This is a genomic window from Kitasatospora hibisci (assembly GCF_043950205.1).
Taxonomy (GTDB): Bacteria; Actinomycetota; Actinomycetes; order Streptomycetales; family Streptomycetaceae; genus Kitasatospora; species Kitasatospora hibisci.
The window spans coordinates 1,390,972-1,414,461 of the sequence record NZ_CP171642.1; the positions used below are offsets into that span (position 1 = coordinate 1,390,972).

General features: G+C 74.7%; 21 protein-coding genes and 1 riboswitch. Of the genes, 8 read left to right on the forward strand and 13 right to left on the reverse strand.

Going from position 1 to position 23,490, the window contains the following annotated elements:
* Positions 1 to 82: 82 nt before the first annotated feature.
* From ACF9IK_RS05925 to ACF9IK_RS05935, 3 genes are all read right to left on the reverse strand, one after another.
* The gene (locus tag ACF9IK_RS05925; RefSeq protein WP_395293180.1) at positions 83 to 1,450 is read right to left on the reverse strand and encodes an MFS transporter; all 1,368 of its coding nucleotides are present in this window, start codon (positions 1,448 to 1,450) and stop codon (positions 83 to 85) included.
* Positions 1,447 to 2,118 carry an ArsR/SmtB family transcription factor gene (locus ACF9IK_RS05930; protein ID WP_395293181.1) on the reverse strand — a complete coding sequence of 224 codons (672 nt, stop codon included), beginning with the start codon at positions 2,116 to 2,118 and terminating at the stop codon, positions 1,447 to 1,449. Before ACF9IK_RS05930 ends, ACF9IK_RS05925 begins: the two co-directional genes overlap by 4 nt.
* Positions 2,119 to 2,263: 145 nt before the next feature.
* Positions 2,264 to 2,863: a hypothetical protein gene (locus ACF9IK_RS05935; RefSeq protein WP_395293182.1), complete on the reverse strand. Its 600-nt coding sequence runs from the start codon at positions 2,861 to 2,863 to the stop codon at positions 2,264 to 2,266.
* 548 nt (positions 2,864 to 3,411) lie between these two features.
* Between ACF9IK_RS05935 and polX the strand changes: the two genes are divergently transcribed.
* The 3 genes from polX to ACF9IK_RS05950 all read left to right on the forward strand — a co-directional run bounded on the left by polX (position 3,412) and on the right by ACF9IK_RS05950 (position 6,692).
* Entirely contained in the window at positions 3,412 to 5,139 is a 1,728-nt protein-coding gene (gene polX, locus ACF9IK_RS05940; protein ID WP_395293183.1) for a DNA polymerase/3'-5' exonuclease PolX, read from the forward strand.
* A gap of 364 nt (positions 5,140 to 5,503) precedes the next feature.
* Positions 5,504 to 6,241 (forward strand): (2Fe-2S)-binding protein, encoded by a 738-nt coding sequence (locus ACF9IK_RS05945; RefSeq protein ID WP_395293184.1) that lies wholly within the window; start codon positions 5,504 to 5,506, stop codon positions 6,239 to 6,241.
* A 166-nt stretch (positions 6,242 to 6,407) separates the two neighbouring features.
* Entirely contained in the window at positions 6,408 to 6,692 is a 285-nt protein-coding gene (locus tag ACF9IK_RS05950; RefSeq protein ID WP_395293185.1) for a hypothetical protein, read from the forward strand.
* A gap of 147 nt (positions 6,693 to 6,839) precedes the next feature.
* On the opposite strand, the gene ACF9IK_RS05955 is transcribed toward ACF9IK_RS05950, so the two are convergent.
* From ACF9IK_RS05955 to ACF9IK_RS05975, 5 genes are all read right to left on the reverse strand, one after another.
* Positions 6,840 to 7,895, reverse strand: a complete 1,056-nt coding sequence (locus ACF9IK_RS05955) for a hypothetical protein (protein ID WP_395293186.1) — start codon at positions 7,893 to 7,895, stop codon at positions 6,840 to 6,842.
* 186 nt (positions 7,896 to 8,081) lie between these two features.
* Positions 8,082 to 9,662 carry an alpha-amylase family glycosyl hydrolase gene (locus ACF9IK_RS05960; protein ID WP_395293187.1) on the reverse strand — a complete coding sequence of 527 codons (1,581 nt, stop codon included), beginning with the start codon at positions 9,660 to 9,662 and terminating at the stop codon, positions 8,082 to 8,084.
* A gap of 151 nt (positions 9,663 to 9,813) precedes the next feature.
* The gene (locus ACF9IK_RS05965; RefSeq protein ID WP_395293188.1) at positions 9,814 to 10,452 is read right to left on the reverse strand and encodes a bifunctional 4-hydroxy-2-oxoglutarate aldolase/2-dehydro-3-deoxy-phosphogluconate aldolase; all 639 of its coding nucleotides are present in this window, start codon (positions 10,450 to 10,452) and stop codon (positions 9,814 to 9,816) included.
* Positions 10,449 to 12,059 (reverse strand): N-acyl-D-amino-acid deacylase family protein, encoded by a 1,611-nt coding sequence (locus tag ACF9IK_RS05970; RefSeq protein ID WP_395293189.1) that lies wholly within the window; start codon positions 12,057 to 12,059, stop codon positions 10,449 to 10,451. Before ACF9IK_RS05970 ends, ACF9IK_RS05965 begins: the two co-directional genes overlap by 4 nt.
* Positions 12,059 to 13,360 (reverse strand): amino acid deaminase, encoded by a 1,302-nt coding sequence (locus ACF9IK_RS05975; RefSeq protein ID WP_395293190.1) that lies wholly within the window; start codon positions 13,358 to 13,360, stop codon positions 12,059 to 12,061. The genes ACF9IK_RS05970 and ACF9IK_RS05975 overlap by 1 nt, the downstream gene beginning before the upstream one ends.
* A gap of 186 nt (positions 13,361 to 13,546) precedes the next feature.
* On the opposite strand from ACF9IK_RS05975, the gene ACF9IK_RS05980 reads away from it, so the two are divergent.
* From ACF9IK_RS05980 to ACF9IK_RS05995, 4 genes are all read left to right on the forward strand, one after another.
* Positions 13,547 to 14,683, forward strand: coding sequence for a sugar kinase (locus ACF9IK_RS05980; RefSeq protein WP_395293191.1), 1,137 nt, complete (start codon positions 13,547 to 13,549; stop codon positions 14,681 to 14,683).
* Positions 14,680 to 15,432 carry an IclR family transcriptional regulator gene (locus tag ACF9IK_RS05985; protein WP_395293192.1) on the forward strand — a complete coding sequence of 251 codons (753 nt, stop codon included), beginning with the start codon at positions 14,680 to 14,682 and terminating at the stop codon, positions 15,430 to 15,432. Before ACF9IK_RS05980 ends, ACF9IK_RS05985 begins: the two co-directional genes overlap by 4 nt.
* 79 nt (positions 15,433 to 15,511) lie before the next feature.
* Entirely contained in the window at positions 15,512 to 15,925 is a 414-nt protein-coding gene (locus ACF9IK_RS05990) for a RidA family protein (RefSeq protein WP_395293193.1), read from the forward strand.
* 174 nt (positions 15,926 to 16,099) lie between these two features.
* Positions 16,100 to 16,843, forward strand: coding sequence for a DUF2470 domain-containing protein (locus ACF9IK_RS05995; protein WP_395293194.1), 744 nt, complete (start codon positions 16,100 to 16,102; stop codon positions 16,841 to 16,843).
* Positions 16,844 to 17,109: 266 nt separating this feature from the next.
* Here ACF9IK_RS05995 and ACF9IK_RS06000 read toward each other — a convergent pair whose 3' ends face one another.
* Entirely contained in the window at positions 17,110 to 18,102 is a 993-nt protein-coding gene (locus ACF9IK_RS06000; protein ID WP_395293195.1) for a peptidoglycan DD-metalloendopeptidase family protein, read from the reverse strand.
* Positions 18,103 to 18,105: 3 nt separating this feature from the next.
* A riboswitch (cyclic di-AMP (ydaO/yuaA leader) is annotated at positions 18,106 to 18,265 on the reverse strand.
* A 311-nt stretch (positions 18,266 to 18,576) separates the two neighbouring features.
* Here ACF9IK_RS06000 and ACF9IK_RS06005 point away from each other — a divergent pair.
* Positions 18,577 to 20,076: an MFS transporter gene (locus ACF9IK_RS06005; protein ID WP_395293196.1), complete on the forward strand. Its 1,500-nt coding sequence runs from the start codon at positions 18,577 to 18,579 to the stop codon at positions 20,074 to 20,076.
* Between the two features lie 79 nt (positions 20,077 to 20,155).
* On the opposite strand, the gene purB is transcribed toward ACF9IK_RS06005, so the two are convergent.
* From purB to ACF9IK_RS06025, 4 genes are all read right to left on the reverse strand, one after another.
* Positions 20,156 to 21,586: an adenylosuccinate lyase gene (gene purB / locus ACF9IK_RS06010; protein WP_395293197.1), complete on the reverse strand. Its 1,431-nt coding sequence runs from the start codon at positions 21,584 to 21,586 to the stop codon at positions 20,156 to 20,158.
* Between the two features lie 143 nt (positions 21,587 to 21,729).
* Positions 21,730 to 22,185, reverse strand: coding sequence for a MarR family winged helix-turn-helix transcriptional regulator (locus ACF9IK_RS06015; RefSeq protein WP_395293198.1), 456 nt, complete (start codon positions 22,183 to 22,185; stop codon positions 21,730 to 21,732).
* A 114-nt stretch (positions 22,186 to 22,299) separates the two neighbouring features.
* A complete protein-coding gene (locus ACF9IK_RS06020; protein WP_395293199.1) occupies positions 22,300 to 22,716 on the reverse strand; it encodes a DUF3037 domain-containing protein in 417 nt (138 codons plus the stop codon).
* Positions 22,713 to 23,468, reverse strand: a complete 756-nt coding sequence (locus tag ACF9IK_RS06025; RefSeq protein WP_395293200.1) for a HipA family kinase — start codon at positions 23,466 to 23,468, stop codon at positions 22,713 to 22,715. The genes ACF9IK_RS06020 and ACF9IK_RS06025 overlap by 4 nt, the downstream gene beginning before the upstream one ends.
* Between the last annotated feature and the right edge of the window lie 22 nt (positions 23,469 to 23,490).

The following is a 23,490-nucleotide window of genomic DNA, read 5'->3' on the forward strand; positions in this document are numbered from 1 at the left end:
GGCTCGGGCGGCTCGGGCGGCTCGCGCCGGCCGGCAGGAGAGCGAGCAGGCCCGGACGCCCGGCGCCGCACGGGCGCCGCCGTCACCGGGCCGCCGCCCCCAACGGTTCGCCGACCGCCGAATCGGCACCGACCGGGCTCCTCGGAACCGATCCGGCCACCGCGCCCCGGCCGCGCGAGCGGTCCATCTCCCGCCACTCCGGGCGCAGACCCGCCAGGGTGGTGGTGGCGAGGTAGAGGCCGCCGAAGGCGAGCAACACGGGCAGCAGGCCGGTGAGCGCGGCGGCGCTGCCGGCCAGCAGGCCGCCGAGAGGTATGCCGGCCCAGGCCAGCGAGTCCCCCAGGGCGCCGACCCGGCCGAGCAGGTGGCGCGGGACGCGTTCGAAGGTGATCGCGCCGAGGATCGGGTTGAGGAACCCGGCCCCGAAGCCACCCACCGCGAACACGGCGAGCACCACACCCATCGGCGCATCCAGTGCGAGGACCAGGAAGCGCGGGGCGCCGCACAGCAGGAAACCGGCGAAGAAGACCGACCGGCGCGGCAAGCGGTGGGCGACGGACGCCGCCACCAGGCTGCCCGCGACCGCGGCGATCCCCCAGGCGCTGCCGGAGAGCCCGATCGCCGCCGGGCCGCCGCCGGACTCCTTGGCCCAGAGCGGTATCAGGACCGTCATGAACCCGGCGTCCAGCAGGTTGGTGATGCCGATCATCACGATCACGGTGAGCATCAGCGGCTCGCTGCGCAGGAAGGTGAACCCCTCCCGGAACATCCTCCAGTAGCCGGCCCTCTCTCCGGGTGCGCCCTCGTCGGCGGGCTCGGGCGCGGCGGCCGCGCGGCCCATGCCGGCCGGCAGGGCGAGCGCGATCACCAGCGAGCCGAGCGCGAACGCGGCGGCGTTGACGGCCAGTCCCGCCATCGGGCCGAGCAGCGCGATGAGACCACCACCGACGGCCGGGCCGACCGTCGAGGCCAGCCGCTCGGTCACGCCGGCGAGGCCGGTGGCCCGCTCCAGCGGTATCCGGGCTCGGTCGGCCGCCTCGGGGACCATCACCTCCTTGGCGAGGTCCCCCGGGCCGCGGACCCCGCCGACCACACCCACCATGACCAGGAGCAGCCAGAACGGCAGCGCGCCGAGGCCGTGCAGCAGCGGGATCAGGCCCGCGGCGACGGCACTGACCGCGTCCGTCGTCCAGGAGACGACGCGCGGGCCCAGCCGGTCGATCAGCGGCCCGGTGAGGGCCTTGACCAGCACGTACGGCGTCATCTCGACGAAGGCGACGAGGCCGGTCATGGTGGCGCTGCCGGTGGTGGCGAGGACGAACCAGGGCAGGGCGATGGCCGATACCCGCGTCCCCGTCAGCGAGATCGCCATCGCCCCGAACACGCCGGCCAGCGGGCGGACGGTGCGGGGCGCCGCGGGGGCCGGACCCCGCTCCGGTGCGGGGCTCATCGCGACTCCTCCTGCTCGTCCGGGCCGCCCTCTGCCGCCTCGGCCTCGTCCGGTTCGTCCGCCGGCAGCCCGCCCGCGGGATCAGGCAGCACCTGGAGCACGACCGCGACCCGCTCGGCCCCCTCGGGTGCGTCCTCCCGGGCGTCGTCCCGGCGGTAGCGGGCGACCACCGCCGCCAGCTCCTCGGCGAGCTCGCGCGACTCCTCCGGCGTCAGCAGCAGCGCCCAGTCGCTGAAGTCGAACGCGTGCCGCCAGCTGCGCGGCATGGCGTCGAACTCGTTCAGGGCGCGCTGGGCGGTCAGCGCGTTCGCGGCGACCACCGACCGGAGGAAGCCGATTGCGGCCTCGGGCTCCTGCTCGGCCAAGTCCCGATCCGACCAGACGGTGTTCCGATGGGCGGCCTTCCACCACCGCTCACGGGCGTTGCCGCGCTCGGTGTCCTCGGTGACGAAGCCCGCGGCCGCCAGCTGGCGCAGGTGGTAGCTGGTCGCACCCGACGTCAGGCCCATCCGCTCGGCGAGCCTGGTCGCGGTGGACGGCCCGAGTCGGCGCAGCAGCCCGACCAGTTGCACGCGCACCGGATGGGCCATCGCCCGCAGGCCCCGGGCGTCGAGGACGACGTCGGTCTGCGGGTCGGGGCTGTGCGGCCACCGCTTCTCTTCGGTCATGGCAGTAGCCTAGAACCGCAAAGGGTTCTTCGCAAAGGAATTTTGCGAAGAACCCTTTGCGGTTCTCCGAAGGCGATCCGAAGGCGATCCGAAGGCAGCCGAAGGCAGCCGAAGACGCTCCGGCCCGGCACCGCCGGGCCCGTCGTCACTCCAGCGCGACCGTCAGCGCCAGCACCACGGTCAGGCCGCCGCCCGGGGTCTGCTCCACGGCGAGCCGCCCGCCCGCAGCCCGGACCAGCCCGTGCACGGCCGGGCCGACGGGCCCGCTCGTACGCATCCCCGCCAGCAGCCACTGCCGGGCCTCGGGCAGTTCACACGGACCGCGGTCCACCACCCGGACCTCCACCCGGGCCGGGGCCCCGCGCCATCCGCTCTCCGGATCCGGGCCGCCCCCGCCCCCGAGGCCCCCCGCGTCGTCGGCGTCGCCTGCACGCCGCGGGCGGGTCCGGCCGCCCGCGGCGACCTCGGCCCGGACCACCACCGCGGAGCCGGCCGGACTCCGCCGGACGGCGTGGTCCACCAGCCCGGCCAGCGCCGTCTCCAGCCGCCGGGCGTCGCCCTTCACCACCGGCAGCCCACCGGGTATCCGCGCCGAGACGGCCGCCGCACGACCGCCGCCCCGCAGCACCCGCTGCACCACCTCGGCCACCTGGACGTGCTGCGGCTGCGGGCCGCAGCCGATCGGGCGGACCGTCCAGCGCACCCGCTCCAACTCGGCCCGGCTGAGCGGCCGGGGGCCGGCCATCACCCCTGCGCGCGACCGTCCCGGGCCCTCCGCGGCACGGCCGGGTCCGCCCGGACCGGCGCCCCCGCCCCAACCGGGCCCACCGGGCCCGCCGCCACCGCCCGGCCGCCCCCCGGCGCTGCCGCCGGCGCCCCCGGCCGCGGCGAGTCCGCCGAGCATCCGGGCACCGGAGGCCACGTAGCCCCAGAGCCTCCCGCGTGCCATCGCGCCCTGCCCCTCGTACTTCGCCGACCGGTACCGCCGTCGGACGCGGGCGGGCCGGAGCGGGCCGCGTTCCCGGCCCCTCCGCCAAGCCTGCGCCCCTGCCGGACGGGTGACAATCCGGCTCAGGGACGCAGATTCGCCCGACTCCCCCGCCGACCGGCGGGGTCCGGGCCGGCCGACGGGCGGGGCGGACCGGACGGCACCGCCGGCCCCCACCACCCGGAGGTCCGCGCGGCCCGCTCCCGCCCGGTCGCCCCGCACACGACCCGTCCCGCACCACCGGCTCCGCCGGACCCGGCCGGCCCGATCCGACCCGATCCGGCCGCCGAACCTAGACTGGCCCCATGACCCGGATCAACGACCAGGTCCAGGAGCTCCTCCAGGAGTACGCCGACCTGATCTCGATCAGCGGAGGGGACGCCTTCCGGGCCCGTTCCTACGAGAAGGCCGCCCGCGCGGTGGGGGGCCACCCGGAGGACGTCGGACGACTGGACCCCAAGGGGCTCCAACAGATCCCGGGCGTCGGCAAGTCCACCGCCGAGAAGATCGCCGAGTACCTCGCCACCGGCCGGATGTCCGCGCTGGAGAAGCTGCGCGCCAGGATCCCGCCCGGTGTCCGGGAGATGATGGCCGTCCCCAGCGTGGGGCCCAAGCGCGCCCTCGCCCTCTACCGCGACCTCGGCATCGCCTCCGTCGACGAGCTCGCCGAGGCCGTCCGCGCCGACCGGCTGAGCGAGGTGGCCGGATTCGGCGAGCGCAGCGGCGAGAAGATCCTGCACGGCATCGAGCTGATGCGGCAGTCCGGCGGCCGGACGCTGCTCGACGCCGCCACCGAGCAGGCCGAGCAGATCGTCACGGCGGTCTCCGCCGTCCCGGGCTGCACGCGCTGCGCCTACGCGGGATCGCTGCGCCGGATGCGCGAGACCGTCGGCGACATCGACGTCCTCGCCACCGCCGAGGACTCCCGACCGCTGATGACCGCACTCACCGAACTCCCCTACGTGGCCGAGGTGATCGTCCACGGACCGACCAAGACCTCGGTACGCACCACCAGGGGCCTGCAAGTGGACCTGCGGGTGGTGCCCGAGGAGGACTGGGGCGCCGCGCTGGTCTACTTCACCGGATCCAAGGCCCACAACATCAAGCTCCGCACCATGGCGGTCCGGGCCGGGCTGAAGCTCTCCGAGTACGGCCTGTTCGACGCGGGGAGCGGGGAGAAGGTCGTCTCGGCGACGGAGGACGAGGTCTACGCCGCACTCGGGCTGCCCTGGATCGCGCCGCCGCTGCGCGAGGACCGGGGCGAGGTCGAGGCGGCGCTGCGCGGCGAACTGCCGGACCTGGTGGCCGAGTCGGACCTCCGTGGCGATCTGCACACCCACACCGACCTCACCGATGGGCTGGCCACCCTGGAGGACATGATCGACACGGCCGCCGCCCGCGGCTACAGCTACTACGCGGTCACCGACCACGCACCGGACCTGGTCATGCAGCGGATGACGGACGAGAAGATGCTCGCCCAGCGCGAGCGGCTGCGCGGGCTCGCCGACCGGCACAGGCGGATGCGGCTGCTCCACGGCACCGAGCTGAACATCGGTCCGGACGGCGGGGTGGACTGGCCCGCCGAGTTCCTGGCCGGTTTCGACGTCTGCGTGGCCTCCGTCCACTCGCACTTCGGCGCCGACCGCACCGCCCAGACCCGCCGGCTGATCCGGGCCTGCGAGAACCCGCACGTGCACGTCATCGGCCACCTCACGACCCGGCGGATCGGCCGGCGCGGGCCGATCGACGTCGACCTGGACGCCGTCTTCGAGGCCGCCGCCCGGACCGGCACCGCGATCGAGATCAACAGCTCGCCCCAGCGGCTCGACCTGCGGGACGAGGACGTCCTGCGGGCCAAGCGGTACGGCGTGAAGTTCTCGATCGACAGCGACGCCCACGCCACCGGCCACCTGGCCTACCCCCGGTACGGGATCGGCACCGCCCAGCGGGCCTGGCTGACCACCGAGGACGTGATCAACACCTGGACCTGGCAGCGACTGAAGAAGTTCCTGCGCAAGGACGCGCTGCGCTGACCACGAGGATCGAAATGCCGGACTCCGCCCGGATTAGCAGCGGCGAAACCCTGGTGCAACGACCGGGACAGGCGCATGATGGAAGTGGACCTGCGAGGTAGACGAGGAAGTTCGACCGCAGGAGGCAGTGGCGACAGATCGAGACGGATCAGGGTCTGCCGCTGGTACCTAGGTCGACGATCGAACTACAGGCCGGAGGACGCGACGTCCGGAGGCCGCCCCCGCCTCGCAGGTTCCGCACGTCCGGACCTCCGCGGCCGTCGGCGCTCCCGAACTCCGGCCACGCGCTACCGTTCCTCCGTACCGACAGCGGCCCTCGCCCGACGGCGCCGGGCCGCCCACCGCCGACCCGGAGGACGGCCCGATGCCCGACTACCGCCGACTCGCCGTCGTCGGGCCGTACTTCGCGCTCGACACCGCCCCCGCCCCCGCCGACACCCCTCCGCCGGGCTACCGTCCGCTGCGCGAGCTGTACGCGACCGGGCCGGACTCCCTGCCGGCCGCGCGGGTCCGGGAGGTCGCGCGCCGACTCGGCACCGCCGAGCCCCGGGTGGCGGCGTCGATCCTGCACCTCGGGCTGGCCGCCCGGTTCTGCTCGGTGGGCCTCGGCGCCGCCGTCCTGCTCGGCACCGTCCCCGAGTTGGACCCCGACCGGGCCCACGTGCGCATCCCCGAGCAGGGCCCGATCGACCTGTGGACACCCCTCCGACCCCAGCCCGCGGACGACGGCCCCCCGCCCGGCGAGGCCGGCCCCGAGAACCTCCCCGAACTGGCCGACCGGCTCCACCGAGTGCTGATCCAGGGGCAGTTGGCGCCGTTGGCCACCGCCGTCCGGGCGGTGGTCCCGCTCTCGGAGCGGCTGCTCGACGGCAATGCCGCCTCGGCGCTGGCGGGCACGCTGCGGATGCTCCGCCCGCACGCGACCCCCGGCCGGGCCGAGTCGCTCGTCGCGCGCCTGCTGGACCGGCCGCCACTGGCAGGCGCCGGGACGCTGCGCACCGGCGGCTTCCGGCGCACCAGCTGCTGCCTCTACTACCGCGTCGGCCCGACCGCGGGCGTCTGCGGCGACTGCTGCTTCACCGGCCCGCCCCGCCGCTCCTGACCCCCACCGGCAGAAGCCGCATCGGCACGCGCCCTCCACTCCCCTCCCCCGGACGCCTCAACTCCCCCCGGACGGCTCACCCGCCGCCACCGGGTCACCGGTCCGGCTTCACCGTCGCCCCGCCCCCGCCGGCCCCGCACCACGGCACGGCGGGTAGGGTCGCGCCGTGTCGCTCGCTCTTCTCCTGCTCGCCGGGGTGGCCGTCGGGGCCTACTGCCTCGGCCTGCTCACCACCCGGCTCGCCGTCGGCGCCGGGCCGTTCGCAGCCGTGCTCGCTGCACTGCTGGTCACGGGTGCGGTGACGACGGCCGCCGGGTGGGCGGCCCGGCCGTCCTACCTCACCCCGTTCTTCGCCCTCGCCGGCGCGGTCGGCTCCCTCTTCGGCGCGGGCCGCGGCGTCCTCGGCCAGGGGCCCGCCGGCCGTTACGCCCGGGTACCGGGCCGGCGCTGACCGCGCGATCCGTCGGCCCGGGGGCGCCCCGGTGCCGCGGACGCCCCGGACACAGGTGACATCGGTGAGGCCGGCGAGGCCGAGGGCTCCGCGATCACCGGCCCCGGTGCCGGTACCGCCCTCCTCGGCCTCGTCGCCGTCGCGTGGTCAGACCGCGACGACCCCCTCCATCTCCTCCTCGGCCTCCGCGTCCGTCGCGAGCGGCGCGGGCCGCCCGCGCCGCTCGTACAGCGCCGCGCCGGCCATCACCAACCCACCGAGCAGGAGCCAGAGCGCCAGCGTCAGGACGTGCCGACCGAGCCCGGCGCCGCCGTCGAAGTAGAGCAGGCTGCGCGCCCCCTCCAGGAATCCGGCGCCGGTCCAGACGGAGTGCAGGGTGCCGAAGAAGCCGTTCTGCAGATCGGGCCGGTAGACGCCACCGGAGGTGGTGAAGTTCAGCATCACGAAGAGGACCATCATCACCAGCGTGGTCCACTTCCGGAGGAAGGTGTGCAGGCCGATGCCGACCGCCACGACCCCGGCCGAGTAGAGCCAGCCCAGCGCCCAGACGGCCGCCAGGTCGTGGTCGACGACGTGGAAGACCGGTCCTGCGGTGGCGATGCCGATCAGGCTCACCACCAGCGAGACCGCCAGGCCGACCAGCGCCCGGATCCGCATGGTCAGCGCCGCTCCGGCCGCGCCGATCACCGCGACGCTCGCGTAGGAACCGATGCTGAGCGCGACCAGCAGGAAGAACAGGCCCTGGCCGGTCGGGTCGCCCTTGGCCGGGGCGGCGAGGTCGGTCACGGTCAGCGGCACGCCCTGCCTGTCCGTGACGTTCTGGAACACCGCTTCCGCCGCCATCGCGGAGGTGTCGGAGCCGGCCTTGGCGACGAGCAGTTCGGGCCGCCGGGGGTCCGGGAGGAACGCACCGACCAGGTCGCGGTCGTGCAGTCGCCGTTCGGCGGCCACGCGGTCCGGCAGGGTGCTGACGTCGAGCGCCGGGCCCGCCTTGGCCCGGACGGCGTCGGCGAGGCCCCGGGCCTGCGCGGAGCTACCGACGACCGCGACCTTCAGGTGGTTGGGCTCGGGCTGGTGGAACGCGCCCTGATAGGCGAGCGCCATGCCGAGGCACATGAGCAGCGGGGTGAGCAGGTGGACGGCGAGGTGCTTGAGCGCGTGCCCCGGTGCGGGCGTCGTGGCGGTGGTCTGGGGTGTGCTCATGGCGCTGTCCGGCCCTCCGGGGGTTCGGGATACGGGCCCGGGCGCAGGCCCGAGCAAATCAGATGGTAAATGCAACTATCTGGATGCATTCTACAACCACCTGGGACCGTACGTGGGCCGCGCCCGCCACGCGACGCGGCCCGGGCACCCGGCGACCTCACCGGACACCCGGAGCCGCCCCGCCCCTCACGCCATCTCGAACACCCCGTACGAGAAACCGTCCGCCCGCAGCCGCCCGTCGACCACCCGCACCCCCTGGACGTCCAGCGGCCGCACCCCGACCCGGCCGAGCGGCACCTCACCCGGCTCCCGCCGCGGGTTGACGGCCACCAGGTACCGTCCGGCCCTGGTGTACACCAGCGGGTACCCGGCGTGCCGGACGTCCGCCTCCCCCACCGCGCCCAGCCCCGGGTGGGCGCGGCGCAGCGCGATCAGCCGCCGGACGGTGTGCAGCAGCGAGGTCGGATCGGCCCGCTGGGTGGCGACGTCGGGTCGGTGCGGATCGGGGTCGACGGGCAGGTAGAGGCGGTCGGCGGGTGCGGTCGAGAAGCCGGCGTTCGGCCCCGGCTCCCACTGCATCGGGGTGCGCGAGCCCGCCCGGTTGTACTGCGGACCGAGCACGCTGCCCTCGACGTCCGCAAGCCCCGGCAGGTACCGCATGCCGATCTCGTCGCCGTAGTAGACCGCCGGCAAGGTGGGCCAGGTGAGCAGGAAGGCGAAGGCGGGGGCGAGCTGGGCGCCGGTGCGCGGACCGGTGGCGAGCCGCGAGAAGTCGTGGTTGGCGGTGGGGAGGGCGATGTACCCGGCGCCGTCGGTGAGTTCGGCGGCGGAGCGCCAGGCGTCGAGGAACACCTGCGGGGTGCCGCGGCCCTCGGCCTCGAAGTAGCAGGGGCCCTGCTGCCAGAAGTCCTCCACCGTGCCGGCGTTGTTGTTCCAGAGCGAGCGCAGCGGCAGGCCTCGGTCGGCGCCGCCGAACTGGAGGAAGAAGTCGGCGTGGAAGCCGGCCGCGACCGCAGTGGCCGGGTCGCCCCACTCGGCGAACAGGGCGGCCTGCGGGTGGGCGCGGTCGAGCCAGTCGCGCAGTTCGGACCAGAGCTTGGCGGTCTCGGTGAATCCGGGGTCGTCCTTGACCAGCGAGGAGGCCATGTCGACGCGGAAGCCGGCCACGCCGAGGCCGAGCCAGTGTGCCATGATCTCGCGCAGCGCCCGGCGGTTCGCGCGCGGGCCCTCGGCGTCGACCGGCTGACGCCACGGTTCGTCGGAACGGCTGCGCGCATAACCGAAGTTGAGCGCGGGCTGGCAGTCGAAGAAGTTCGGCCGGTACCAGCCCGACCGGCTGCCGGGCGAGGCGACGAAGCCGTCCGCCTGGTGGTCGGACCAGATGTAGCGGTGGTCGGACGGGTCCTCGGCGGCGGCCAGGAACCAGGGGTGCCGGTCGGAGGTGTGACCGGCGACCAGGTCGAGCAGGATCCGGATGCCGCGGCGGCGGGCGGCCTCGACCAGCGCCGCCAGGTCGTCGGAGGTGCCGTAGCGCGGGGCGGGCGTGAGGTAGTCGCTGACGTCGTACCCGGCGTCGCGGAACGGCGAGGCGAAGCAGGGGGTGAGCCAGACCGTGTCGACGCCGAGCCAGGCGAGGTGGTCGAGGCGCTCGGTGGCACCGGCGAAGTCGCCGATGCCGTCGCCGTCGGAGTCGGCGAAGGTCTGCGGGTAGATCTGGTAGAGGACGGCGTCGGCCAGCCAGTCGGGGCCGGGGCGGGTCGAGGTCATGGGGTGGATCCTCCTGCCGGATGCCGGGGGCCGGGTCTACCGATTCTCGTCCAATCCCGGCCGTCCCGACAGCCCGCACCCGCACCGGCGTGGCGCCGGACCGGCACGGCCGGACACCCGCCGGGTCCGCCACGACCCGGCCGACGCTGCGCTACCGGTCCGCGCAGGCCTCGGTGAACGCCCTGGCCCGGCGGGTGATCTCCGCCCAGTCCCCGGCCTCCACCGCCTCCGGCGCCACCACCTCCGAGCCGGCGCAGACCGCGAGCGCGCCCTGGGCCAGGAACTCACCGGCATTGCCCGCGTTCACGCCGCCGGAGGCGACCAGCGGGATGTCCGGGAAGGGGCCGCGCAGGTCCTTGAAGTAGCCGGGGCCGAACGCCCGGGCCGGGAAGACCTTGACCGCGGCCGCGCCGAGTTCGTGGGCCCGGAGCACCTCGGTCGGCGTCAGCGCACCGAGCACCACCGGCACCCGCGCGGCGTGCGCACGCCGCGCCACCTCCGGCCGGAGTCCGGGCGTGACCAGGAACCGGGCGCCCGCGCCGATCGCCCGGTCGGCCTGCTCCGCGGTCAGCACGGTGCCGACCCCGACCCGCCAACCCGTCCGGGCGGCACGCCGCAGATGTGTCGTCACATCCGGTGTGGTGAAGGTGAGTTCGGTCAGGTGGATGCCGCCGGCGGAGAGCGCGGAGCAGAGCGCGGCGGCATCCGGTATCCGCGGGGCGCGGACCACGGCGATGACGGGCGAGGCGGCCAGCAGGGCGCGGGCGAGCGCGGCGGGCGTGGGGTTCATGCGGCAAGCGTTCCTCGGTCGGTTCGGCGCAGCGCCCGCCCCGGGCGGGCGCCCGTGGTGCGGCCCTGCCGGACGACGGCGGTGCCGTTGACGTAGACGTGCTCGATGCCCGCGGCGGGCTGCCGCGGGCGGTCGAAGGTGGCGGTGTCCCGGACCTTCCCGGGGTCGAGGAGTACCAGGTCGGCGTGGTGGCCGGGGGCGATCCGCCCGCGGCGGTCGAGCCGGAGCCGGGCCGCGGGGCGTCCGGTCATCCGCGCGATCGCCTCCTCCAGTGTGAGGACGCCCGACTCGCGGCTGTACCGGGCGAGGTAGCGGGGGAAGGTCCCCCAGGCGCGCGGGTGCGGGCGGGCGCCGACCAGCAGGCCGTCGCTGCCGACGGTGTGCGCGCGGTGGCGCATGATCGCCCGGACGTTCTCCTCGTGGCCGACGTGCTGGAGGATGCCGGTGGCCAACTCGTCGCGGCGCAGCAGATCGAGGAAGACGTCGGTACCGCTCAGCCCCTGTTCCACGGCGATGTCGGCGACCGTCCGCCCGACCAGGCCCGCCAGGGCGGGGTTGCGGACGCCGGAGAGCTGGACGGTCGCCCAGTCGGTGACCACGCCGTGGCAGCCGTCGCTGCCCTTCTCCTCCACCTCGTGGCGGATCCGCTCGCACGCGTCCGTCTCGGCGAGCCTGGCCAGGGTCGCCTGCGGGCCGCCTTCGGTGGCCCAACTCGGCAACAGAGCGGCCAGTGTGGTGGATCCGGGCAGGTACGGGTAGCTGTCCAGGGTGAGGTCGACGCCGTCGGCGAGCGCCCGGTCCAGCAGGTCCAGCAGTTCGCCGGCCCGTCCCCGGTTGACGCCGAAGTTCATGGTGGCGTGGGTGAGGTGGAGCGGGCAGCCGGAGCGGCGGGCGATCTCGACCATCTCGGCGTAGCCGGCCAACGCACCTTCCCCGTAGGAGCGTTGGTGGGGTGCGTGGAATCCGCCGTGCCGGGCGACCACCCGGCACAGCTCCACCAGTTCGGCGGTGTCGGCGTACATGCCCGGCGTGTAGCTGAGGCCGCTGGAGAGCCCGACCGCGCCCTCTTCCAGCCCCTCGGCCAACAGCGCGCGCATCCGGTCGAGTTCGGCCGGGGTCGGCCGCCGGTTCGCCCAGCCCATGGCGAGCATCCGCAGCGAGCCGTGCGGGACGAGGTAGCACGCGTTGACCCCGGTCCCCGTCCGGTCGAGGCGGTCCAGGTAACCGCCGACCGTACGCCAGTCCCAGTCGAAGTCCTCCGGATCGCCGTTCCAGCCGGCGAGCTGGCGGCGCAGCGCGGCGAGCGTGGTGTCGTCCACGGGCGCGTACGACAGGCCGTCCTGACCGAGGACTTCGCAGGTGACGCCCTGGGTGACCTTGGCCGGGTGCTCGGGTTCGAGCAGCAGGGCGAGATCGGAGTGGGCGTGCATGTCGATGAACCCGGGGGCCAGCACCAGCCCGTCGGCGTCCACCGCGGAAGCCGCCCCGAGGCCTCGGCCGATCGCGGCGATCAGCCCGCCCTCGACCCTGACGTCGGCGCGGTACCGGTCGGCGCCGGTGCCGTCGACGACGGTGGCGCCCTTGAAGACCAGCGGGCCGCCGGCCATCAGAAGAAGGTCCTGACCAGCCCGGTGACCTTCGGCTCGGCGGCCGAGGCGTCGTCCAGCACCGGGATCAGCGCCCACCTGTCGAAGGCCGTGCACGGGTGCGAGACGCCCAGCCGCAGCACGGCACCGACCGGTGCGAGGTCGCCCGCGTCGCGCAGGAAGGCGTGCTGGTCGTTGAGCGCGGTGATCCGTGCCGCCGTCCCGGTCAGGGCCGCACCACCGCGGACGAGTTGCGGCTCGGGCAGGCCCTCGTCGAAGGGCAGGTCGCGCTTTCCGGCGTCCAGCAGGGCGAGTTGCGGCTCCGGCCGGGACACCACGCGCGCCCAGCCGTGCAGGGCGCCGCGGAACGGCACGTCGCCGGCGCCGCGGGCGAGCGGCGAGATCCCCCGGTAGAAGCCGTCGTCGTGGGCGAGGTAGGCGCCGGAGCGCAGGACCACCACGGCCTCCGGGAGCGCGGCCAACTCCTCGGCGACCAGGTCGAAGTAGGCGCTGCCGCCGGCGGTGACCACCGGCGGCGCGTCCTCGGCGTACGCCGCCGAGAGCCGGCCGTGCAGGTCTGCGAGGTCCCGCAGATAGCCGCGGACGACGGCCAGAGCGTCGGCGGCGACGCCGTGGGCGAGCGCCCCCTCGTACCCGCCGATGCCGGCCAGCCGCAGGGTGGGCGCGCGCAGCACGGCGGCGGCCACGTCGACGGCGGCGTCGACGCCGCGGGCGCCGGTACGCCCGCCGGGCCCGCCGAGTTCGATCAGCACCTCGACCGGGCGTCCGGTGCCGGCCGCCCGCAGTGCCTCGTCCATCAGCCGGACGCTCTCGACCGAGTCGACCCAGGAGACGGAGGCGAACGCCGGGTCCGCCGCCAGCTCGGCGGCGAGCCAGCGCAGTCCGGCCGGGTCCAGCAGGGTGTTGGCGAGCAGGGTCCGCCGGACGCCGAAGGCCCGGGCGACCCGGAGCTGCGGCAGGTTGGCCAGCGTGATCCCGTGACTGCCGGCGTCCAGCTGGGCCTGCCAGAGCGCGGGCGCCATCGTCGTCTTGCCGTGCGGGGCGAGCGCGACACCGGCCTTGGCGCACCAGTCGGCCATGGTCCGCACGTTGTGCTCGACGGCGGCGCCGTCGAGGGTGAGCAGCGGCGTGCCGAACCCGGCGAGGCTGGGGCCGGTGGCGAGGTAGTCGCGGACGCTCAGCCCCCGGGCGGCGTCCGGAAGCGCCTTGAACCGCCAGTCGAGCACCTCGTCGGCGAGCGCCGCCACCTTGTCGGCGTCGATTCCCGGCCCGGTGCCGGCGCTTGCGAAGGTCTGATCCACTGTCACCCCTCCTCAGCAGGTTGCAACATGTGCAACGCTGGTTGCGCATGTTGACATCACGGTTCTAGCATCGGCGCCGGACGAAGGTCAACGGAACCGAATCCGGAACCCGACGGTCGACGGAGCCGGCAGAACGGACGGAACCGAAGGTCGACGGAACGGCACCCGCAGACGAGGAGCCCGCAGATGCCCCGACAGGAGTCCATCGAGGGCCCGGGCGCCCCACCGCCGCCCGGCGGACCGACGGCGGTCTGCGTGGGCGAGTCGATGGCCGCGCTGCTGCCGGACCGGCCGGGCCCGCTGGAGTCGGTGGAGGGATTCCGCATCTCCGTCGGCGGCGCCGAGTCCAACGTGGCGGGCGCGCTGGCCGCGCTCGGCGTGCCGAGCGCCTGGATCAGCCGGGTGGGTGACGACGGGTTCGGCCGCCGGCTGCTCGCCGAGCTGGCCGCCCGCGGGGTGGACGTCTCGGCGGTCGCCGTGGACCGGCACCGCCCGACCGGCCTCTACCTCAAGGAGGTCGGCGGCTCCGACGGAAGCCGCCACGACCTCGGTCCGGGCCGCAGTCGGCTGCACTACCACCGCCGCGGCTCGGCCGCCTCCGCGCTCTCCCCCGCACTGCTGGACGATCCGGCGGCCGCCCGCCTGCTGGCCGGTGCCCGGCTGCTGCACCTCTCCGGGATCACCGCCGCCCTCTCCGACGACTGCCTCGCGCTGCTGCGCGTCCTGATCGCCGCCCGACGACCGGGCCTCCTCGTCAGCCTCGACCTCAACTGGCGCCCCGCGCTGTGGCGCGAGCGCGACCCGGCCGTGCTGCCGCCGCTGCTGAACGCCTGCGACCTGCTGCTGCTCGGCGCCGACGAGGCCGAGGACGCGTTCGGCACGGGCGACGCACACGCACTTCGCCGCCGCTTCCCCTCCCCCGCCACCGTCGTGGTCAAGGACGCCGCCCGGACCGCGACCGCCCTGGACCGGGACGGCGCGACCGTCACCGAGCCGGCCCTCGCCGTCGAGGTGGTCGAGGCGACCGGCGCCGGCGACGCCTTCGCGGCCGGCTACCTGGCCGCCACCCTGCGCGGCCTGGACCAGCGCCGCCGACTGCGTCTCGGCCACCTCAGCGCCGCCTGCGCCCTGACGTCCCACGGCGATCAGCCCGACCTGCCGCCCGCGTCGGTGGTCGCCGCCCTGCTGGACGCATCCCCGTACGAGTGGGCGGCCACCGCGGTCTCGGTGGACGGCATCACCTCCCCCACCCTGCCCCCGGTCGGCGGCCCGACCACCGGCCGCCGACCGACCACCTCCCCGGCCCCGGGAGGCCGCCGATGAGTCAGACCGTCACCCGCGCCCTGCGCATCCTCACCGAACTCGGCGAGGGCGAACGCTCGCTGGACCAGCTCGCCGAGGTGCTCGGCGTGCACAAGACCACGGTGCTGCGACTGCTCCAGAGCCTCGAAGCGGAACGCTTCGTCCACCGCGACCAGGCCTACCGCTACCACCTCGGCGCCGGGCTGTTCGCGCTCTCCGGCCTCGCCCTGGAACAGCGCGGCATCCGCCGGATCGCCGCCCCGCACCTGGCCGAGCTGAACGCCGCCACCGGCCAGACCGTGCACCTGGCCGCCTACGAGGGCGGCGAGGTGGTCTACATCGACAAGTACGACTCGCGCCACCCCGTGCGGATGTACTCGCGGATCGGGCTGCGCGCCGTCCTGCACAGCGCGGCCGTCGCCAAGGTCCTGCTGGCCGACCTTCCGGCGCCCGAGCGGCGCCGGGTGGTGGCGGGCATCGACTTCACCCCGCACACCCCGCGCACCCTCACCGGCCCCGAGGCGCTGCTGGCCGAACTGGAGAAGGTCGCCGCCCAGGGCTGGGCGCAGGACCACGCCGAGCACGAGGCCTTCATCAACTGCGTGGCCGCGCCGGTACGGGACGCCGGAGGACGGGTCGTCGCCGCCGTCTCGATCTCCGTCCCGGACGTGGTCCTTCCCCACGAGCAGGTACTGGAGCTGCTGCCCCGCCTGCTCGCCACCGCCCGCGCGGTCTCCGCCGACTGCGGCCGGCCACCCCGGGAGGGCTGACCGTCCGGGCCCTCGGCCCTCGCGGGATCCCCCCTGCCACCTGCCCCTCCAACCGCCCGCCCGCGACACGAAGGAAGCCATGAGCGGCAACGAGAAGAGCGAGATCCGCACCGACGGCGCCCCCGCCCCGGCCTGGATGTTCTCCCAGGGCGTCCGCAAGGGCCCCGTCCTGCAGGTCTCCGGCCAGGGATCGCAGGACCCGGCCACCGGCGAGTACCTCCACCACGGCGACGTGAAGGCGCAGACCCGGCGCACGCTGGAGAACGTGAAGGCGATCGTCGAGGCCGGCGGCGCCACCATCGAGGACGTGGTGATGTTCCGCGTCTACCTCACCGAGCGGGCCGACTTCCCGCTGATGAACGAGGCCTACGCCGAATTCATCGAGGAGAACATCAAGCCCGGAGGCGTGAAGCCCTGCCGCACCACCGTCTTCGCCGAACTGCCGCAGGAGCCGATGCTCGTCGAGATCGACGCCCAGGCCGTGGTCGGCTGATCCACCGCCACGCAGGCGGGGGTCGGGCAAGGATCCTGAACCGCGGGGCCCGGACGACGAGCGTCCGGGCCCGCCGCGCGCCGGCCAGGCCGGCGGACCACCGGGCGGGCGGCCCTTGCCTTCCACGCGACCCAGGTGATTAGGTAAGCCTAACCTAATCACCTGGAGGTCGCCGTGAGCCCCACCCCCACCGACGCCGAGGCCGAGGCCGAGGCCGAGGCCGAGGCCCCAGAGCCCACGGCAGCCGAACGGATCTGCAGCCTGCTCAGCGCCACCTCCTCGGTGGTGGTCCGGGCCCGCGGCGAGCACCACGGCCTCGACACCCCCGTCTCGGTGCACGGCTCCCGGCTGCGCCTGAGCGCCCCGCTCGACTCCGGGCTCACGCTCGCCGCGACCGGCGACACCGAGGGCCTGGCCGTCGTGCTGGACGTCACCGACATCGCCCCGGTCGCCGTCCGCGACCGCGTCCGCGCCCGGCTCACCCTGGCCGGCCGGCTCCGGCTCGCCCACCTGGCCGACGACGGCCTCAGCGTCCACCTGCACCTGGACGTCGCCCACGCCGTCCTCGCCACCCCGTACGGCACCAGCGCGCTCACCGGCGCCGACCTCGACCTCGCCGCACCGGACCCGCTCGCCCTCTACGAGGCCGGCCTGCTCACCCACCTGGCCGACGACCACCCCGACGCGCTCGCCGCGCTCACCCGGCTGCTCGACCCCCAACTCCTCGCCGGGCAACCGGAGATCCGCCCGCTCGCACTCGACCGCCACGGCCTGGTACTGCGCCTGGACCACCCGCACGGCCACCGCGACGTCCGCCTGGTCTTCCCCGAACCGGCCGGTGACACCGAGGGGTTCGGCGAGCAGATGCACCGGCTGCTGACCGCCGCACAGACCGGCCTGCCTGCCCGCCGGGCGTGACCGGAGCGGCCGGACGGGCCGGCAGGGAAGGGGACGCGATCGGACGCCGGACCGCGACCGGGCCTACGGAAGCGGCACGGACACGAAAGCGGCCGGCCCGGCTCGCGAGGGAGGTCTCGCGAGCCGGGCCGGCCTGGGCGTGTCCCGCGCCCGTATGTCCGCCACTGGTGCGGCGATCACCCGGTCGAGCGGTCACCCGACATGACCATCCCGGGAGTTCGTTCGCCCCGCACCTGGCGGTGGTCTGAACTCGGTCGTGGACCGGGTCAGATGGCGACGCCGTGCGCCCGCAGGTAGGCGATCGGGTCGATGTCCGAGCCGTACTCCGAGCCGGTGCGGATCTCGAAGTGCAGGTGCGGGCCGGTCACGTTGCCGGTCGCACCGGAGAGGCCGATCTGCTGGCCGGCGGTGACGGCCTGGCCGACCTTCACGCCGATCGAGGACAGGTGCGCGTACTGGGCGTACTTGCCGTCGGCGAGCTTGATCTCGACCTCGTTGCCGTAGGCGCCGCCGTTGCCGGCCTTGACCACGGTGCCGGCCGCGACGGCGCGCAGCGGGGTGCCGGTGGCCGCGACGAAGTCGGCGCCGGTGTGGTGGCCGGAGGCCCACATCGAACCGGCGACGCCGTAGGCGGTGCCGAGCTTCGGGTTGGCCAGCGGGGCGACGTAACCGGAGGTGGAGGCCACGGCGGCCGGTGCCGGGGCGGCGGGCTTGGCGGCCGGGGCCTGCGCCGGCTTGGCGGCGGGGGCGGCCGGCTTCGCGGCCTGGACCGGCTTCGCCGGGGCGGCCGGCTTCGCGGAGTCGTGCGAGACCTGCGGCTTGGCGGCGGGGGCGGCCGGCTTGGCGGCCTCGGCCGGAGCGGCGGCCTTGGCACCCAGGGCCAGCTTCTGGCCCGGGAAGATCAGGTTCGGGTTGGAGCCGACGACCGAGCGGTTGTGCTCGTACAGCGCCTTCCAACCACCCTGGACGTCCTTGGCGTTGGCGATCTTCGACAGGGTGTCGCCGCTGACGACCTTGTAGCTCTCCTCGACCGGGGCGGCGGCCTCGGCGGCCGGCTGCGCGGCGGCGACCGGGGCGGCGTCGACGCTGGTGGCGCCGGTCCAGGTGGCGGCCTGCTGCGGCTTCGCGGCCGGGGCGGTGTGGGCCTGGGCGCTGATGGCGGTCACCAGCGGGAGGGCGAACGCGGCGCCGGTGACGGCGGTCGCGATACCGATGCGGGCGGCGCGGGGCAGGGCGATACGACGGGCCTGTGCGGGCATGGAAGAGTTCCTCTCCGACGCCTGCGAGGTGAGCTGTCGGGTTCGGGCTGGAGTTGCCCGGCCGCATAGGCGGCTTCACCCCAAGCCGGACCGCGAATTCCGGTCCGGCGACTTACCTGTGGGTCCCCCGCTCCTGCCGTACAGAGTTCAGTTCGTACCACCGGGCAGCGGCAGGACTAGGCGTTCCACCCGGTGGCCACCCGGGCTGACGCCGGGCGGTCGCTGAACTAAAACCCATCCGTTCGAGCGAAGCAATGTCGATCTCCCGCATCAGGCGATTCCGCGGGCGGCACCGTGACGCTCCGGATGGCCCGCTGCACAGTACGTGCACAATCCATTAACGGCGCGCCACTGATCCGCGACACTCCGCCCATTTCGCTGGCCGTCCGCACACGATCACTCACGGAAAGCCAGCCGCCGACACACCCCCGGTGACCCTTGTCACTCGGGCCCCGGGGGGCGGACCATCGGGCCGTGGCCACTTCCGAGGCAGGCACCCTGCGCCTGAGCACCGCGCAGGGGCGCTGGGTACTACTGGCGACGGTGCTCGGCTCCAGCATGGCGATGCTCGACGGCACCGTGGTGAACGTCGCCCTGCCCCGGATCGGCGAAGACCTCGGCGCCCCGCTCGCCGCCCTGCAGTGGACGCTGAACGCCTATCTGCTCACCCTGGCGGGGCTGATCCTGCTCGGCGGCGCCCTCGGCGACCGCTACGGCAGGCGCCGGGTCTTCCTGCTCGGCGTGGTCTGGTTCGCCGCCGCCTCGGCGGCCTGCGCCGCCGCACCCAGCATCGAGGTGCTGATCGCCGCCCGCGCGGTGCAGGGCATCGGCGGGGCGCTGCTCACCCCGGGGTCGCTGGCGATGCTCCAGGCCGTCTTCCATCCGGACGACCGCTCGGCGGCGGTCGGCCTCTGGTCCGGCCTCGGCGGGGTGGCGGCCGCGGTCGGCCCCTTCGTCGGCGGCTGGCTGGTGGACGGCCCGGGCTGGCGGTGGATCTTCCTGCTGAACGTCCCGCTGGCCGTGCTGGTGGTCGTGGTGGCCACCCGGCACGTGCCGGAGAGCCGGGACGAGAGCGCGACCGGGCGGTTCGACGCGCTCGGCGCGGTGCTGGCCGCCCTGTCCCTCGGCTCGCTCACCTACGCGCTGACCGCGGCCGGAGACGGGCTCTCCGCCGGCGTCTGGATCACCGCTGCGGCAGGCCTGGTGCTCGGCGCGACCTTCGTCCTGGTCGAGCGCCGCACCCCGGAGCCGATGCTGCCGCTCGACCTCTTCTCCTCCCGGCTGTTCACCTCGGTGAACCTCGTGACCCTCTGCGTCTACGCCGCCTTCAGCGGGGTGTTCTTCCTGCTGGTCGTCCAGTTGCAGATCGTCGCCGGCTTCTCGCCTCTGGTCTCCGGGCTGGCGCTGGTCCCGATCACCGTCCTGATGCTCGCGCTCTCCGCCCGGGCCGGCCGGCTCGGCAAGCGGATCGGCCCCCGGCTGCCACTGACCGTCGGGCCGCTGCTCTGCGCGGCCGGGGTCCTGCTGATGCTGCGGATCGGGCCCGGAGCCTCGTACTGGACGGACGTGCTGCCCGCCGTCACCGTGATGGGCTCCGGCATGGTGCTGCTGGTCGCACCGCTCACCGCGACGGTGCTGGCCGCCGTGGACGTCCGGCACGCGGGCATCGCCAGCGGCGTCAACAACGCCGCCGCCCGAGCGGCCGGCCTGCTCGCGGTCGCCGCGCTGCCCGCGCTCGCCGGCCTCAGCGGCGACGCGTACCGGGTGCCGTCTTCGGTGGACGCCGCCTTCCACACCGCGATGCTGATCTGCGCCGGACTGCTGGTCACGGGCGGGCTCATCGCGTTCACCACCGTGCGGGGCAATGTGCTCGCTCCCGAGGACCACCCGGTGGCCGAGCCTGAATGCCGCTACAACTGCGGCACCAACGCCCCACCGCTCGACCCCGGCCACCCGGCCGCCGGCGCCCCCTAGGGGCCGGGGAACGGCGAGGGCCCCGTCACCGAACGAACGGTGACGGGGCCCGCCGACTCCCACTACGGACGACCAATCGTCAGAGGATGTCGCCCGGGGCGTACTTGGCGGCCTCCGGGCGGGCGGCCGCGACCGCCTCGACCCGGCGGACCACCTCGGCGACCTGGGCGCCGGCCGCGCCGGTGAAGGCGAGCCGGTCGGCGAGCAGCGCGTCCAGCGCGGCGCGGTCCAGCGGGATCCGCTCGTCGGCGGCCAGCCGGTCCAGCAGCTCGTTCTCCCGCGCGCCGGCCCGCATCGCGAGCGCCGAGGCGACGGCGTGCTCCTTGATGACCTCGTGCCCGGTCTCCCGGCCGACGCCCGCGCGCACCGCGCCCATCAGCACCTTGGTGGTGGCGAGGAACGGCAGGTAGCGGTCCAGCTCGGCCTCGATCACGGCGGGGAAGGCGCCGAACTCGTCGAGGACGGTCAGGAACGTCTCCAGCAGGCCGTCGAACGCGAAGAACGCGTCCGGCAGCGCGACCCGGCGGACCACCGAGCAGGAGACGTCACCCTCGTTCCACTGGTCGCCGCCGAGCTCGGCGGTCATCGAGGCGTACCCGCGCAGGATGACGGCGAGGCCGTTGACGCGCTCGCAGGAGCGGGTGTTCATCTTGTGCGGCATCGCGGAGGAGCCGACCTGGCCCTCCTTGAAGCCCTCGGTGACCAGCTCGTGTCCGGCCATCAGACGGATGGTCTTGGCGAGGCTGGACGGCGCGGCGGCCAGCTGGACGAGCGCGGTGAGCACCTCGAAGTCCAGCGAGCGCGGGTAGACCTGGCCGACGCTGGTGAGCACGTTCTCGAAGCCGAGGTGGCCGGCGACCCGGCGCTCCAGCTCGGCGAGCTTCCCGGTGTCACCGCCGAGCAGGTCCAGCATGTCCTGGGCGGTGCCGACCGGACCCTTGATCCCGCGCAGCGGGTAACGGGCGATCAGCTCCTCCAGGCGGTTGAAGGCGACCAGCAGCTCGTCGGCGACGGTCGCGAACCGCTTGCCCAGCGTGGTGGCCTGCGCGGCGACGTTGTGCGAACGGCCGGCCATGACCAGCTCGGAGTGCTGGGCGGCGAGGCGGGCCAGGCGGACCAGCACGGCCACCGTGCGGTCGCGCACGTGCTCCAGCGACTGCCGGATCTGCAGCTGCTCGACGTTCTCGGTGAGGTCCCGGGAGGTCATGCCCTTGTGGATCTGCTCGTGGCCGGCGAGCTCGCTGAACTCCTCGATCCGGGCCTTCACGTCGTGGCGGGTGATCCGCTCACGGGCGGCGATCGAGCCGAGGTCGACCTGGTCGATCACCCGCTCGTAGTCGGCGACGGCGCCCTCGGGCACGTCGACGCCGAGGTCCTGCTGGGCCTTCAGGACGGCGAGCCACAGGTGGCGCTCAAGGACCACCTTGTGCTCGGGGGACCAGAGCTGGGCCAGGGTCGCAGAGGCGTACCGGGAGGCCAGGACATTGGGGATCTGGGGCTTCGCGCTCACGCTTCGCAAGCCTAACAGCCGAGGTCAGCCGGATCGGCGCCGGACCGGCCGCTACCACGGGTGCCGCCGCGGGCGCAGCCCGCGGCGTTGCGGCGCCCCCTCGCTGCGGCGCCCCCTCGTTGCGGTGCTGCCCGGCAACCCCGCTACTGCGCCCCGGCGGAACGCCCGGCGAGCACCGGGAGCACCTGGGCGCAGATGGAGTGCAGCGCCACCCGCTGCTCGTCGCTCATCGCCTCGAAGGCCTGGTGGGTGCGGGCCATCTCGCCGCGGATCAGGTGCAGGATCTCCCGGCCCTGCTCGGTGATCACGACGATCTTCACCCGCCGGTCGCCCGCCGCCGCCTCGCGGTTGGCCAGGCCCAGCGACTCCAGCCGGTCGACGATGCCGGTCACGTTCGACGCGTCGCAGCCCAGCCGGCCCGCCAGCGCCCGCATCGGCACCGGCTCCCGTACGGCGCCGAGCGCCTTGGCCTGCGAGGAGGAGAGCCCGTGCCGGGCCGCCGCCGCGGCGAAGTCATGGAAGTACGCGGCGCCTACGGCGGCCAGCGCCTCCATCAACTCGGCGTTGGTCGGTACGGTCGTCGTCGCTGTCGAACCCATGGGACAAGGGTACGGTGGAGTGCTTCAGCAACTCAAGCTTTGACCACGGCAACGGTCCGCCCCGGTCCGGGCCGGTCCGGTCCGGGGCGGAACGCGGGGCGACCAGCCGCCGGCTCAGAGCACCAGCTGGTCGAAGAGCCGGCGCAGCTCCGTCTCCGGGTCGGCGGTCAGGCCGGTGTGCACCGGCCCCGGCTGGACCACCGCGCTGCGCGGCGCCGTCAGCCAGCGGAAGCGCTGCCCGGGGCTGTCCCCCGCGGCCGGACCGGCCGCCGCACCCCCCGCACAGACCGCCTCGATCCCCTGGAGGGCCCGCCGCACCCCGGCGACGTCCGTCACCGGGTCCAGTGCCAGCAGCCGGGCCTGGTCGAGATGGGTGCGCGCGGCCAGGTGACCGTTCTGCCGGCAGTACAGCAGCACGCCGACGTTGACGCACTCGCCGCGCTCGACCCGGGGCACCGCCCGGATCACCGCGTACTCGTAGTCGTGCAGCTCGGCGGCGGCCGCCGGCGCGGGGGTCGTGGGCTCGGTCATGCGGCCACCTCCGGCAGCCAGTCGCGCGGACCGGCCAGACGCCCGGTCAGCTGGGCACGGTACGCGGCGCGCACCGCCTCGGGCGAGTCGAAGCCCGGCTCGTCCTCCAGCCAGACGTCCGGGATCTGCGCCACCGCCTCCCCGATCGCCGCCTCGGCGATCGGGGCCAGGGCCTTGTCCGCGGCCGCCAGGTCCGGCTCGGCGCCCAGCAGTGCGTGGTCGGAGGCGTCGTACGGGCGGCGGACCCACGCATCCGCGCCGGCCCAGTGGTGGTGGAAGATCAGGCTGGCGCCGTGGTCGATCAGCCGCAGCCCGCCGGTCGCCACCAGCAGGTTGGGATTGCGCCAGGAACGGTCGACGTTGCCGATCAGCGCGTCGAACCAGAGCACCTGGCCGGCCAGGCCGGCGTCCACGTCGAAGCAGAGCGGGTCGAAGTTGAGCGCGCCGCTGACGAAGGCCATGCCGAGGTTGAGGCCGCCGCTGGCCCGCATCTGGTCCTGGATCTGCTGGTCGGGCTCGCTGCGGGCGAGCACCGGGTCCAGATCGACCGTGACCAGCTCCGGCACCGGCAGGCCGAGCCGGCGGCCGAGCTCGCCGGCCAGCACCTCCGCCACCAGCGCCTTGCGGCCCTGGGCCGCGCCGACCCATTTCAGCGCGTACAGCCGCCGGTCGTCGGCCTCGACCAGGCCCGGCATCGAGCCGCCTTCTCGCAGTGGCGTCACGTAGCGGACCGCCGTCACCTCGGGGAGCACGCCGGACAGCCTATCGGGACGC

Coding starts and splice junctions, on each gene's coding strand:
- ACF9IK_RS05925 (WP_395293180.1), bottom strand. CDS start 1,450: ATGAGCCCCGCACCGGAGCGGGGTCCGGCCCCCGCGGCGCCCCGCACC.
- ACF9IK_RS05930 (WP_395293181.1), bottom strand. CDS start 2,118: ATGACCGAAGAGAAGCGGTGGCCGCACAGCCCCGACCCGCAGACCGAC.
- ACF9IK_RS05935 (WP_395293182.1), bottom strand. CDS start 2,863: ATGGCCGGCCCCCGGCCGCTCAGCCGGGCCGAGTTGGAGCGGGTGCGC.
- polX (WP_395293183.1), top strand. CDS start 3,412: ATGACCCGGATCAACGACCAGGTCCAGGAGCTCCTCCAGGAGTACGCC.
- ACF9IK_RS05945 (WP_395293184.1), top strand. CDS start 5,504: ATGCCCGACTACCGCCGACTCGCCGTCGTCGGGCCGTACTTCGCGCTC.
- ACF9IK_RS05955 (WP_395293186.1), bottom strand. CDS start 7,895: ATGAGCACACCCCAGACCACCGCCACGACGCCCGCACCGGGGCACGCG.
- ACF9IK_RS05960 (WP_395293187.1), bottom strand. CDS start 9,662: ATGACCTCGACCCGCCCCGGCCCCGACTGGCTGGCCGACGCCGTCCTC.
- ACF9IK_RS05965 (WP_395293188.1), bottom strand. CDS start 10,452: ATGAACCCCACGCCCGCCGCGCTCGCCCGCGCCCTGCTGGCCGCCTCG.
- ACF9IK_RS05970 (WP_395293189.1), bottom strand. CDS start 12,059: ATGGCCGGCGGCCCGCTGGTCTTCAAGGGCGCCACCGTCGTCGACGGC.
- ACF9IK_RS05980 (WP_395293191.1), top strand. CDS start 13,547: ATGCCCCGACAGGAGTCCATCGAGGGCCCGGGCGCCCCACCGCCGCCC.
- ACF9IK_RS05985 (WP_395293192.1), top strand. CDS start 14,680: ATGAGTCAGACCGTCACCCGCGCCCTGCGCATCCTCACCGAACTCGGC.
- ACF9IK_RS05990 (WP_395293193.1), top strand. CDS start 15,512: ATGAGCGGCAACGAGAAGAGCGAGATCCGCACCGACGGCGCCCCCGCC.
- ACF9IK_RS06000 (WP_395293195.1), bottom strand. CDS start 18,102: ATGCCCGCACAGGCCCGTCGTATCGCCCTGCCCCGCGCCGCCCGCATC.
- ACF9IK_RS06015 (WP_395293198.1), bottom strand. CDS start 22,185: ATGGGTTCGACAGCGACGACGACCGTACCGACCAACGCCGAGTTGATG.
- ACF9IK_RS06020 (WP_395293199.1), bottom strand. CDS start 22,716: ATGACCGAGCCCACGACCCCCGCGCCGGCGGCCGCCGCCGAGCTGCAC.